General features: G+C 53.7%; 9 protein-coding genes. 5 read left to right on the top strand and 4 right to left on the bottom strand.

Features of this window, described 5'->3' with window-relative positions; genetic code table 11:
• Positions 1-9: 9 nt before the first annotated feature.
• The gene (locus DTL42_RS15815) at positions 10-3,042 is read right to left on the bottom strand and encodes a PSD1 and planctomycete cytochrome C domain-containing protein (RefSeq protein WP_114369691.1); all 3,033 of its coding nucleotides are present in this window, start codon (positions 3,040-3,042) and stop codon (positions 10-12) included.
• Between the two features lie 325 nt (positions 3,043-3,367).
• Here DTL42_RS15815 and DTL42_RS15810 point away from each other — a divergent pair, with 325 nt between their 5' ends.
• The 3 genes from DTL42_RS15810 to DTL42_RS15800 all read left to right on the top strand — a co-directional run bounded on the left by DTL42_RS15810 (position 3,368) and on the right by DTL42_RS15800 (position 6,837).
• Positions 3,368-3,787 (top strand): hypothetical protein, encoded by a 420-nt coding sequence (locus DTL42_RS15810; RefSeq protein ID WP_114369690.1) that lies wholly within the window; start codon positions 3,368-3,370, stop codon positions 3,785-3,787.
• 251 nt (positions 3,788-4,038) lie between these two features.
• A complete protein-coding gene (locus DTL42_RS15805; RefSeq protein WP_114369689.1) occupies positions 4,039-4,674 on the top strand; it encodes an RNA polymerase sigma factor in 636 nt (211 codons plus the stop codon).
• A 3-nt stretch (positions 4,675-4,677) separates the two neighbouring features.
• Entirely contained in the window at positions 4,678-6,837 is a 2,160-nt protein-coding gene (locus DTL42_RS15800; protein ID WP_114369688.1) for a serine/threonine protein kinase, read from the top strand.
• A gap of 54 nt (positions 6,838-6,891) precedes the next feature.
• Here the strand turns inward: DTL42_RS15800 and DTL42_RS15795 are convergent, their stop codons facing one another.
• Both DTL42_RS15795 and DTL42_RS15790 read right to left on the bottom strand, forming a co-directional pair.
• The gene (locus DTL42_RS15795; protein WP_114369687.1) at positions 6,892-7,323 is read right to left on the bottom strand and encodes a hypothetical protein; all 432 of its coding nucleotides are present in this window, start codon (positions 7,321-7,323) and stop codon (positions 6,892-6,894) included.
• Between the two features lie 147 nt (positions 7,324-7,470).
• The gene (locus DTL42_RS15790) at positions 7,471-8,541 is read right to left on the bottom strand and encodes a DUF1559 domain-containing protein (protein WP_114369686.1); all 1,071 of its coding nucleotides are present in this window, start codon (positions 8,539-8,541) and stop codon (positions 7,471-7,473) included.
• Positions 8,542-9,078: 537 nt separating this feature from the next.
• Between DTL42_RS15790 and DTL42_RS15785 the strand changes: the two genes are divergently transcribed.
• A complete protein-coding gene (locus DTL42_RS15785; protein ID WP_114369685.1) occupies positions 9,079-10,371 on the top strand; it encodes an aminopeptidase P family protein in 1,293 nt (430 codons plus the stop codon).
• A 231-nt stretch (positions 10,372-10,602) separates the two neighbouring features.
• Entirely contained in the window at positions 10,603-11,874 is a 1,272-nt protein-coding gene (locus DTL42_RS15780; protein ID WP_158545412.1) for an MFS transporter, read from the top strand.
• Between the two features lie 10 nt (positions 11,875-11,884).
• On the opposite strand, the gene DTL42_RS15775 is transcribed toward DTL42_RS15780, so the two are convergent.
• On the bottom strand, positions 11,885-12,925 hold the full coding sequence (locus DTL42_RS15775; protein ID WP_158545411.1) for a bile acid:sodium symporter family protein: 1,041 nt from the start codon (positions 12,923-12,925) through the stop codon (positions 11,885-11,887).
• Between the last annotated feature and the right edge of the window lie 324 nt (positions 12,926-13,249).

Below are 13,249 nucleotides of genomic sequence, written 5' to 3'. Positions count from 1 at the left end.
TATTCCGTCCTAAGGTTTGGCAATTGCTTCGTCGACGTTCATCAGGACACGGGCTACCATCGTCCAGGCCGCTTGCTGCGGCGAGGCCTGCTCGCTTCCGGCTACTTGAGTAGCTTCGATCTCGCCGCTCTCAATCCGTTCGAGTTGCGAATGATAGTAGGCCAGCAATGCTTCTAATTCACCAGGCTCTGGGGGCCGCGTTAGCAACCGGCGAAAGATCGCCGTCACGATCTCTTCTTCGGTTGCCTTAGGCGTTACCGCAGCCTGTGCCAAATGCTGAGCTAATTCCAAGTACATTTCATCGTTTAACAGCGTTAATGCTTGCAAAGGCGTATTGCTTCGGTCGCGTCCGGCTGTGCAAACTTCGCCGGTGGGTGCATCGAACACCGTGTAAGAGGCAAACGGGGCCGTCCGTTTACTAAACGTATAAATCGAACGACGATATCGGTCCTCGCCCGCCGATGGCTTCCAAGGCACATTGCCATAAGCCAAAGCTGTTACGCTTTCTGGCTGAGGAGGATAAACGCCAGGGCCGTACATTTTATCCGACAGCAGCCCACTTGCTTTAAGCATCGTATCGCGCACCAACTCGGCATCGACACGGAAGCGAGGCCCTCGAGCGAGTAATCGGTTTGCCGGGTCACGCTGTTGGAGTTTCGCTGTCGTGACCGAACTTTGCTGGTAGGTTGCACTGGTAACGATCGCTCGATGTAGCTTCTTCCGCGACCAGCCATCTTCCATAAACTTACAAGCCAAGTAGTCGAGCAGTTCAGGATGCAAAGGGGGCTCGGACTGCGTCCCGAAGTCGCCACTCGATTCCACTAAGCCCTTGCCGAATATTGACTGCCAAGCCCGATTCACGGTAACCCGAGCGACCAAAGGGTTCTGCCGGCTAACCAACCATTGGGCAAACTCCAGCCGGTTCGTCGGTCCTGGCGTTTCGTCAGCGCGTAAGAATGCAGGGATGTTCGGCTCAACTTCCTGTTTAGGGCTCAGATACTCACCCCGATGATGCAAGTGCGTAACGCGTGGATTTTCTGCCGGGCGTTCCTCCATGACCATCGTGATGGGATAGTCAGGCAATTGCTGTTTGAGAGCCTGAATCATCTTCCGAGCCTCGGCCAATTCAGGAGACTCTTGAATGAATTGACTCTTCAACCGAGCTTTCTCGACCTCCGTCCAAGTTTCCTCGTTTCGGGAAAGGATGGCCTCGACATCGAGCGGCATTTGCTTTGCTGCCACAGGCTGGCTGGCATGGGCAACGGAAATCCGAAACCGCCCCAAACTGGCCGCGAAGTGCCGTTCGAACAGCATCTCTATCTGCAGTTGCTTTCCGCCAGCGATTGGCTCGGCAAGGTTCACCACCAAATGATGCGGCTTTCCTTCTCCTGCGGCAGTCGACCAGCCGGTGGAACCTTCGCCATCCAACACATTGGCCGCATCCGCCGATCCGCTGCCGACCGCAATCTTACCGTAGTCGTGCGAGGCATCTTGCAGCGTAACTGGCTTGCCATCGATTTGGGCTGACAGCTCACTAAGAAAGAAGTCACCCTTGCGTCCTTCGTAATAAGCCCTACCGGGACCACCTGCTGGCAAGCGATCGTCCGGTAGCACTTCCAGTCGAATCGCAGTAATCGGCTTTGCCGGATCAGGTAAGGCAAACGATAGCTGAAACACGTCTCGCTTGGTTATATCCCCGGTCGAAAAAATCGAGAGGTCAGGCAACTGCTGTAACAGCGGCAGATTCGTCTTCAACTCGGTCGCCTCCAACGACTGCCAGGAGACCGCTTCCGTTTTTCCCTTGTCTAGCCAAGCCTGGAAGTGTTGCTTGAAATTCTCAGCCCGACGCTCCTCTTCCGAGCCCTCCCCTTCCCGTGGCGGAAACTCGTAGATCAACGTATCTTCCAGCAAACGGATATCGTTTTGAATCTCCTCTGTACGTTTCAGCTGTTCCTCGGCTTTAATGACCAAGTCTGGCTCGTCGGCGTTATTCAACAAGCCCATCAGCGCGAAGTAGTCGGTATGCGTGATCGGGTCATACTTGTGCGTATGGCACTGCGCACATCCAGTCGTCATGCCCAGCCAAACGGTTCCGGTGGTGGCTACACGATCCACCATTGCATAGTAGCGGTACTCCAGCGGATCGATGCCCCCTTCTTCATTTAGCATGGTGTTGCGATGAAACCCCGTTGCTATCCGCTGACTGGTAGTCGCCTCGGGCAGCATGTCCCCCGCAATCTGTTCGATCGTGAACTGGTCGAACGGCATATCAGCGTTGATTGCTTGGATCACCCAATCGCGATAAGGCCAAATCGAGCGTTCACGATCTTTCTCGTAGCCGTTGGTGTCGGAGTAACGGGCCAGGTCAAGCCACTCTCGTCCCCAGCGTTCGCCATAGCGAGGTGAAGCCAACAACTTGTCGACCAGCTTTTCGTAGGCGGCCGGGTCGGTGCTGTTCACAAAAGCATCTGCTTCTTCCGGTGTGGGGGGCAAGCCAATCAAATCAAGATAAACGCGTCGCACCAACGTATAACGATCGGCCGACGGAGAGGGCATCAGCTTCTCGCGTTCTAACTTAGCTAGAACAAAGTTGTCTATTTCATTGTGCGGCCATGCGGTGTCATGAACAGATGGAATCGCTGGCATCACAGGCGATACAAACGCCCAGTGCTTGGCATACTTGGCCCCTCGTTCAATCCAGCGTTTTAAGACCTGCTTCTGTTCTTCGCTGAGCGTGTCGTTTGCACTGGGAGGCGGCATAACCAAGTCAGCATCATCGGACATAATCCGATCGACCAAGCCGCTCTGGTCAACCGCTTCCGGTACGATCGCGCCATGATCGATCGCCGCTTCCCGGTCGTCTAGTCGCAAGCCGGCTTCCCGATGTTCCTCGTCAGGCCCATGACAGGCAAAACACTTCGCAGCCAAAATTGGACGAACATCACGATTGAAATCAATCGCTTCATCAGCCGCCCAAGCGGAACGGGGCCAAGATGCCGCAGCAAGGGACATCAGTAGAATGGCAATCAGGCCAATTCGCATATTGGGGGATTCCTCGCGTACGTGAGGGAGAACAAACAAGAGGTGGGAAACATGGAGTCAGGTGAGACGGGGCATATTCCGCAGTCAAACTACGGTGTTTCTGGCCACTCTCATGGTACCCTCCTGCGTCACTTTCGGCAAACAAAGATAAGAGTAAGTCTAGCCAAAATACACTGTAAAATCGGGCTTTCGGCCACTTTAGAAAAAACTGCTGATTTCTTGGCCGCTATTTCTGCTGGCATTCGCTGTGCTTAACAAGCAAGACACTCACCGGCCACACAACAACGGCCACCACCATCCTACTTAAGTTCTCGGAGCCAGTCCTATGAAACGAATCACTTCCCTTCTGTTGGTCGCCGTGGCCTTTGCCGCCATTACAAGCCAAGTCAGTGCCAAGGATTTCCAAGTTGGCCCCATTCAGATCGATGTCCCCGGCTGGTGCCCTCCTAAGCCGAAACCGCATCCGGTTCCCCATCACCGCTATCGCGTCACGCTTTACCATCCGCTGAGCGGTGGCGTGGTCTGGTCGTCGCTGGCCAACTCGCAGCGAGACGCTGACCGCATCGCGGACTCTTACCGCCGGCAGCACTGGAAGATCTGGAAGTATAACGGCATCGGCGAGCCAACCCACTCCAAGCAGTTTGGCAGCTACTCGGCAGCAGATCGCTACAAACCCAAGTTCAAGATCTTGGGGCTCAACAAGCAATACGTCAAAGCAGGGCGAGTTTCGGTCCGACGCCTCTAAATACGGCACCAAAACACATCGGGGGAGGGAAAGCGGCATGAACCGATTCATGTCGCTTTTTTTTATTTTTCGCTGGGCCCCCGATAATCCCTCGAATGATTCGACCGAAAAAGCTAGGCAAACAGGAAGAGGAAGTTGCCTATCGCAGCCCCACCCACAGCGGGTTATTCATTGCGAGATGGCGGTTGGCTCATTAGACTGACAAGGCAATACAAATAGGGGGAGAGTTCCTAGCTTAGGAACCTAAGCAAATGGCCGAAGACGATGATCCAGGAAAAACGATCGATTCCCATATCGACCGGCTCAACAAGGGAGATCCGACTGCCGCGTCCGATCTCTTAAACATCACGTGCGAACGATTGGTCCGGCTCACGCGTAGTATGCTCAAGACCTTTCCCAATGTTGCCCGTTGGGAACAAACCGACGATGTCTTTCAAAACGCGTCGCTCCGCTTTTATCAAGCACTGCGTGAGACCCAACTTACCGATGCTCGCCACTACTTTCGCTTGGCTGCGTTGCAAATTCGCCGCGAATTGGTCGATATGGCGCGCCGCTATCAGGGGCCTCAAGGAATGGGCGCCAACCACCAGACGCAATTTGTTGACGAGCAAAACGCCAACCAGCCTCAAGGCTATGAACACGCCGAAGTTACAAACGACCCTGGTCATCTGGCCGAATGGCAAGAGTTTCATAGCCGGGTCGAGCAACTTCCCACCGAAGAGAAAGAGGTTTTTGACTTGCTGTGGTATCACGATCTTTCCCAAGACCAAGCGGCTGATGTCCTGCAAACAAGTGTACGCACCGTCCGCCGCCGCTGGCGATCGGCTCGTTTAATGCTGCACGATGTTCTGCTGGGACCAGAAGATGCGGATCAAGGAAAGACGTAAATCATGAACGAGGCCTCACAAAGCCGCTTAGCACAGCTTTTGGAGCAATGGGAGGAAGCCGCCGAACGAGGCGAAGACCTCGACGCGGCCTCGCTGTGCGTCCATGCCCCAGAGTTGCGAGAAGATCTGGAAAGACAGATCAAAGCCCTCAAGGCCATGAACCAGCGGCTCCAAAACTCGGAAGAAACGACCCAAGTCCGCACCCTCAACAACCTGCCGAGCGACGAACCGGAGTGCTTTACCTCGGCTAGGTTTGGCGAGTTGCGTTGGCTGGCCCAAGGAGGACTTGGTGCGGTCTATCGCGCGCAAGACGACATGCTGCATCGCGAGGTCGTTCTCAAGTTCATTCACCGACATATCAGCGATAGCGAAGAACATCGCAATGTCTTTCGTCGTGAAGCGGAAGTAACCAGCCGTCTCGATCACCCAGGAGTCGTCCCCGTATATGGACTGGGCGAAAGCTACGACGGCCGCATCTTTTATGTCATGCGTTACATCCAAGGGGAAACGCTCGACGAAGCAATCGCTCGCTTGCACAGCCAGGGGAGCCACAACATCAATCAGGCTCATCTGCGAAAGCTACTTGGCCAGTTTGTCACCGTTTGCAAAACAATCGCCTATGCCCACAATCGCGGAATTATTCACCGCGACATCAAGCCATCGAACATCATGCTGGGCAAATATGGCGAAACGCTGGTGGTCGACTGGGGCTTGGCGCAACCGTTTGGCCGCGACGAACCATTTCGCCAGTCCGGCGAAGAAACCTTGATGCCCAGCGACAGCGATTCCAGCCAAGGCTCAGATCACGGTGCCGGCACACCAGCCTACATGAGCCCCGAGGTCGCCGAAAAAGCAGTGCTCCTTAGTCCGGCGACAGACATTTACAGCTTGGGGGGAACACTCTACAAGATTTTAACCGGGGTGGCACCCTTCAACGGGAACAGCTTTCCCCAAATTCGTCAGCAGATCTTAACCGGCGACTTTCCTCCTCCTACGCAGCGGCAACGGGGGCTCTCGAAGGCCATTGAAGCCATTTGCCTAAAAGCGATGGCCCTTGAGCCGAATCGTCGCTACACCACCGCGCTTGATCTAGCCAACGATATCGAAAGCTATCTAGCTGACGAACCAGTGCAAGCTTACGTTGAGCCCGCGACGCGTCGAATCGCGCGCTGGTCGAGACGCCACCGCTCGTTGGTTGGTACGCTTGTGGCTAGTGCCGCTATCTTGATGGCTATCATTACCGGCTCCGCAGCATGGCTAGGGTACATGGCACAAAGCGAACATGATGCCCGTCTGATCGCGGAACAGGCTAAGCAGCAAAGCCTGCAAACGTCCGCCAAGTTCGCTGCGAAAACGATCGCCGGCCAAATCGACTTACGCTGGCGAATCTTAGAAGCTGCCGTCCGCGACGCCGAGATTAAGCAGGCCATGGCCAGCATTAACGAAGCCCCCGCAGACTTAGCCCGCTGGGAACCTGCTCAAGCATGGCTAAACCAGCAGTTCATCCAATTGCAGGAAGAAAATGCCTTAGATGTCAGCAGCTTGTTCCTGCTAGACATTTCCGGACAGCAAGTCGCCCGCACCCCCATGAGCAACACCATCGGCAACTCGTATGCGTTTCGTGATTACTTCCATGGTCAGGGACACGACTTATCCGAATCCGATGCGGCCAAAGTCGCTCCGATTCACCAAGCCAATCTTTCGGCAACCTATTCCAGCGATACAAGCGATACCCTTAAAGTCGCTTTCACGGTCCCCATCTACTCAGGCAACGGAGCTCAACAAAAGGTGATCGGCGTACTGGGTATGTCGGTCGAACTAGGGGACTTCGGTATTCTCGATACCGATATCGACGGCAATCAAATGGTCGTCCTGATTGACCTGCGTCCCGATACAATCGACGATGTCTCCCAGCGCGGGTTGATTCTCCATCATCCCGCGTTTGAATCGCTTTCTGGCCAGCGAAGAAGCACGCGTATCGACCGAGACATGCTGGCAAAAATCGACGCCGAGAAAACCTCACTCCGCCTACCGGACTACCTCGACCCAATAACCAACGAACATTGGAACGTGGCCATCGAAAAACTGGTTGTCGAAGGTCGCCGAGGCACCAATCGCACGCCTGGCTGGGCGGTGATGGTTCTGGAACGAGTCGGGCTCTAGCGTGCGTTCTTATTTTAGAATTGGCGGAACGCACGCTCAGAAAACAAGCAAAGCCTACCGGGACTTCTTCGGCTTTGTCAGCACAAAGTCGATTTCGTTATCGCCGGATTGAACTTCAATTTCTGTTGGCTCGATCTCGAAACCAACATATGGGCTGGGCTTCTTACCCGCGTTTTCGCGAGTATCTTCGGGAAGCGGAGCGCTGTACTGAACACGCTTGCGGCCAGGCACCACGCCATCGCCACTTGCGTAGGTTCCCGCCGAGTAGGTGCCATCTTCCGCAATCGTAGCGGCGGCAGGTTTCCCCATCTCTTGGCTATCAGAAGCGGCGATCGGCAGAAAGTCGATCGTTCCTTCAATCACCGGTTCACCCTCAAATGTCACTTTGCCATGGACCGGGGAAGTATCGAACGCGCCTTGCGATCCACATCCCCACGAGGTCGTTGCAACCAATAAAACTAAACCAGAAAAAAGAAACCGATACATTTTGAAAACACCCTAACCATAACGAGAGCGAATGGTAGATCAAGGAAACGATCGTACTCGCCAACTGCGGTATGACCGAAAAAGCAAAGGAGGTGGCATCGCTCGACATCGCGATGCCACCGTTGAATTTCGCAATACTCTCCAGAGCTAGTTACCCGAGACAACGTTTCCGTCGTTTCGGCCAGCAAGGTAGCTGTAGATGTTGGTATTGATGTTTTCGCTTAAGAAGGAAACCGAACCATCGCAGTAAACAAACTGGGCACCACCGGGGTGCTGGCTGCCGAAGCTCTGATCCGAAGCGTCTCCTACGCGGCGGTTGATATAGAACTGGCTATTGGCCATTCGCAGTACACCACCCAGACGACGCATCGCACAGCAAAAGCCGTTACCGCCAGCCCAAATCGGGAATCGCGTGTCGCTCACCTTCGAGGTCGTCACGTGCTCAGAAACCGAAACTTCACCAATGGCAATCGTGTTGCTTGTTCCATCAGTGATATCCGCAAACCGACGCATCCAACTTTCAGTATTGTTGTTGTCGGCGGTGAACACACCGTTCATGCCCGAACCCCAATAGTTTTTCCCCAGCGAACCTGGCGATTGGCCCCCTTCGACCCCGGTGTTCCACGAGTAGGCGTTGGGCATGTTCGGGGCGTTGCCACCATAGTTCGAGCCCATGCAACCAAGGTAATTGCTCTTCGCAAATCCTTGATCTTCCTTGGTCGGCAAGACATCGCTAGGGCAAATGAACGCGTCTAGCAACACCGTGGCGGCCCCCTGACCGGCAACGGTAGCCCCTGTGTTGGCATTCACCACAGCGGTCGGGTTCGACGAACTCGACGTACTGTCGTAGGTGTCGACATTAACATGGGTTCCCGACTTATAAACCAAGTATGCCGGAGGGTAACCAGCCGAAGATCGGGTAGTCAGGCTCGTGTAAAGGTTGTCTTGCTCGATGTATGGCAGCAAATAGACTCCCCACCCCCAGTTGTTCATGTCGTCATCGGTGGTTCCGACAGGAAAGGCACCGTACGTGTCATGAAAGTTGTGCATCGCCAAGCCAAGTTGCTTTAAGTTATTCGAGCAGCTCATTCGACGAGCCGCTTCCCGGGCCTGCTGAACAGCCGGCAACAACAAAGCAATCAGAACTCCAATGATGGCAATCACCACCAGAAGCTCCACCAAAGTAAATCCCCTGCGGGAAATTCTAGATGTCATCATAAATACCGCGAAAAAACACAAAGAAACTAGAGAATGTTTATCTAATATTAGAATCCTAGATAGGCATCTCGAATTGCTCAACATAGCCCCTTCCAATTGACACAAACGAACAACTGATACCTCACAAAATGCAAATTGCACTACCCAATTTGCACTTTTCTGTTCATTTCTACAGCGACTGCCTAGCTTGTTCGTTCCGGTCAAGATCGCGTCTTTTTAAGCAAAAACCAACAATGGATGTTCAGCAAGCCTTCACTTGGGTGGAAAACCAGCACCACAAATGCGGCTTGCGGGCTGCCGCTAGTGAATTTTTTGTTTTTTCTCTTACGAAGACTTTGCTCCGACTCTCCATCACCAGTTCAACTTCGTAAAAAAACTCCGACGCCTGACAAGGGATTGTCGGCCAGTAACTTATCGTGAGGGAGGTCGTCTTGTGCGCAATTTGCTACAATCTTTCTATTGGGTGCCCTTAGAAGAGGATCGATCCTGCTGTAATCATGAGGAGGCACCCCCCTTACTTTGTTGGAAAGACTTTCGATGCGTCATTTGCCTCTCAACTCGGAACTCTTTGTCGAAAACCGCGCTAATCTGGCCAAGCTGCTTCCTCCAAACTCATTAGCGATTGTGCACGCCAACGACGTGCTACCAACCAACGCTGACGGAAGCCTAAAGATTTGCCCGAATACCGATCTGTTTTACCTTTCTGGCGTCGAGCAAGAAGAATCGATTCTATTGATCTTCCCCGATGCCTTCGATCCTAAGCATCGCGAGATTCTGTTTCTCCGCGAGCCAACCGAACTGCTGCAAATCTGGGAAGGGAAAAAACTCACCCAAGAAGCCGCCACCCAGGTTTCTGGCATCACCACAGTTAAATGGCTAAAGGACTTCCCACAAGTTCTCCGCGACTGCATGTTCAGTGCTGAGCAAGTCTTTTTGAATCGTAACGAACACCGTCGTGCCGCCGCCGTTGTTCAGACACGCGAAGATCGTTTTCTCCTGCAATGCCAAGAGCAATTTCCCCTGCACACCTATCGCCGTCTGGCACCGCTACTGCACAAGCTGCGAGCTGCAAAATCAGCGATGGAAGTCGATCTAATTCGGGAAGCAGTTCGCATCACCAAAAGCGGTTTCGAGCGACTGCTCAAGTTCGTTAAACCAGGGGTCACCGAATATCAGGTCGAAGCCGAATTGGCTCACGAGTTCATCTGCAACCGTGGTGCGTTCGCTTACACTCCAATTATCGCCTCTGGTAAAAATGCCTGCGGACTCCATTACATCGACAACGATCAGGTCTGCAACGACGGCGATTTGTTGCTATTGGATGTAGGCTCGAACTACGCCAATTACAACGCCGACATGACCCGTACCATTCCGGTCAACGGTAAGTTCACCCAGCGGCAACGCGATGTTTACAACGCGGTCCTTCGCGTCATGCGGGCCTCGATCGCAGGGGCCGTCGTCGGTAAGCTGCACCGCGATTGGCAATATGAAGCTCAAGAGATGATCAACGAAGAGTTGGTCAAACTTGGCCTACTCACCAAGGAAGACGTTGCCAAACATACGCGCGACCAGCCAGCGTGTAAGAAGTACTTCATGCACGGCCTCGGGCACTCGCTCGGTCTCGATGTACACGATGTCGCCCCGATCGATGCTCCCTTCGCTCCTGGCTGGGTACTGACCGTCGAACCAGGTATCTACTTACCCGACGAAGGCTTCGCCGTCCGCCTGGAAAACGACATTTTGGTCACCGAGAACGGCCCCATCGACCTTATGGCCGATATCCCGGTCGAAGCGGACGAAATTGAAGCCCTGATGGCAGACGCCAAGTAAACCAGGCTTCAGCTAAGACTGCCGGGCGATGATCTCGTTCGGCTGACTTCCCACCTTATGCTGCGGCTTGGAATGCACAAGTCGCAGCACCGGACCAGCAGGCCTATCGACAGAACATCGTTCTGCCCATCCCCCCCTTGGCCCTGCGTTTGCCGGTTACAAATCTCGCTGCCAGCAAGATGTTCTTGTTACCCAACTGTCGAGATTTCGACGAGTTTAATATTTCCCTACATGACGCCAAATCTGCCATCCTCTCAGCTTCGATTTGCACGCTTCGCCGCGAAGACCTTTTTTTTGTTGGATGGTTTTATCTTTGCGTCTTGGGTCACTCGCATTCCGACGATTCAAGAGCAGCTTGAACTAGACAACGCCACCCTCGGAATAGCTTTATTCATGCTGAGCATCGGGGGCCTTATCGCCATGCCGCTAGTCGGCTGGCTGGTAAGCCACCTCGGCAGCCGCTGGGGCGTGCTGATGTCAACCCTCATGTTCGCCGTGTCGCTGCCACTGCTCGCCCTTCCTTCCGAGGTCATCCTTCTTTCTCTGGCCCTACTTTTGTTTGGCGCCGGCTTTGGAGCGATGGACGTGGCCATCAACACGCAAGCGGTCTCCGTAGAGCGTCATTATCGCCGTAAGATTATGTCCTCATTTCATGCCGCGTTTAGCCTGGGAGGCATCCTCGGCGCGTTATTGGGTGGGCTCGCTGCCGCGCAATCGATTTCCCCTTTAACACACTTTCTTCTCGTTAGCGCATTGGCAGTTACCCTAACCCTTATTCTGGCCCACTTCTTAGCATCCGACATCGTTGAAGAACCAACCCTCAGTTTCACGGATGGACATGGCCACAAAAACCGCTGCGTTGTGCTGGGGCTGGCAGCTTTTTGTGCGATGTTAGTTGAAGGCGCAATGGCTGACTGGAGCGCGGTCTTCCTGCGACAAGTTTCGCATGCCCCAGCTTTCTATGCTGCGATGGGCTTTGCCGCTTTTTCGACCATGATGACTATCGGTCGATTGGTGGGTGACCACGTAACGACCGCTATCGGCACCACCAAAACCGTTGGCCTGGGTGGTTTTCTGACGGTCGTGGGTATTGCGTTGGCCGTCTTGTTGCCTCATACGGCGATCGCCATTATTGGCTTCAGCTTTGTTGGCACAGGCATCTCTGCCCTAGTTCCTACTATCTTCAGTGCCGCCGCGAAGCTCTCTGGAATTAAACCGGCAGTGGCGATCGCTACCGTTTCTACGGTGGGGTACTGTGGCTTCCTTGTTGGGCCACCACTAATCGGTATTGCCTCCGAAGTAGTCACCCTGCGTTGGGCACTGCTGATTGTGCTGTTTGCTGGACTTGCCATTATCGGTTTGGCACGAAAAGTCGAAACCAGCAAGAGAACCAACCAGCATTGCCAACAAGACCTGGCCGCTGCTTCCTCACTTGAAACAGATTCCACGTCTGCTGCCGGAGCCGAATTAAGGGACAGGCCAATTACCAGCAAAGAAATCTAGCAATGAGCGGTTATGTTTTCGCTACGGAATCAAACCGAACAGTCCACTGGTGATAGCCGGCCGCAAACAAGTGTTGGCTGAAGGTGTAAATGATGATAGCAACCAACGCCAGCGGATATTGCTCGAGCCATAAGCCTGCCAACACAAGAGCCATGCCGGTGTTCTTCATCCCTATGCCAAATACGAGCGACCTGGCTTCCGCCTCACCCACACCAAGCCAACGCGTCAGATACCAGCTTGCCAAGAAAACGGTCCCACACATCCCCCACACCGTTAACACCAGCACCAACAGAATCATCGGCTGGAAGTCACCAACGATCCTAGGCAACGCAGCCGAAGCGTTGGCGTAGTTCAACAGCAATAAAATAGAGGCACTACCGACCTTCAGCATGGGCCGGATAAATTGAATTCGGGCTGCGCCGACTAAATGTCGCACCAATGCTCCCACCAAAACCGCCGGCACAATCCACATGCCGATTTCTAAAATCGAAGTGCCAGCTTCACCAAGAATGAAATGGCTTTGCTGCGCGATCCCCCCCAACATGGCAGGTGCGAATATCGTGCTGAGCAATATCAGGGCAACATTAATTGCAACGTTCCCGCGAGAAAGCTGCGTCCAGGCAACCGACGAGGCAGCCGATGGCATCAACGCCACCAGGCCCAGCCCAGCTAAGATCCCCGCCGGAAACAACGCTGGCCAAGTGTTCAAGATCGCCACAATGCCCCAGGGGGCAGCTACCAAAAGCACACATCCTCCCAAGACATGCCGCCAAGAACGCATTGCCTGACGAACTTCCTTGGCTTCAATTCCTAGTCCTGCCAAAAACAGCATGCCGCTAAGCATTAATACCGTTAGCGGGCAATGAAAAACCTCTTGCGAACGAATCATCATCCCCAACCCAGGCTGAAATGCGGCCAAGGCATACACCACCAACAGCAAAGCAAGCAAATAGGCATCGATCTTACGAGCCAAACCAGCCAGCGGTTGCGTAGAAGTCGAGATGACAGTGGATGAATTAATAGCCCAAGTATCCTTGCTTGTGTATTTCACAGGTGCCTCCAAGCTACTCAGCGGAAGCCAACCTCCTAAGAGGCCACAATAAATCTACGAATTCTCGGGGCACAACGTAAACCCTGATATTTCAATAGGTTGCCACCCTGCACTCCCTAACACGCTCTTAGCCTGAAGTTTTAGAAAATCGTCCCCATCGCCTTGCAAACGGAAAGCATCCTGGTATCCTGAACCCGTAATGAGATCAATTCTCAGTTTCATCATCGCGCCGGCCAGCCTTCTTCGCCAGCATTCGGGCGTACTCCCTGCCACGGGCAGATTGAGTGATTTGCTTTGCCCTGTTCCTGTTGCATTTTCCTAAGG

Source organism: Bremerella cremea (assembly GCF_003335505.1).
Taxonomy (GTDB): domain Bacteria; phylum Planctomycetota; class Planctomycetia; order Pirellulales; family Pirellulaceae; genus Bremerella; species Bremerella cremea_A.
Note: the sequence above shows the minus strand (reverse complement) of the source record. Positions and strands in the feature narration are given on the sequence as shown.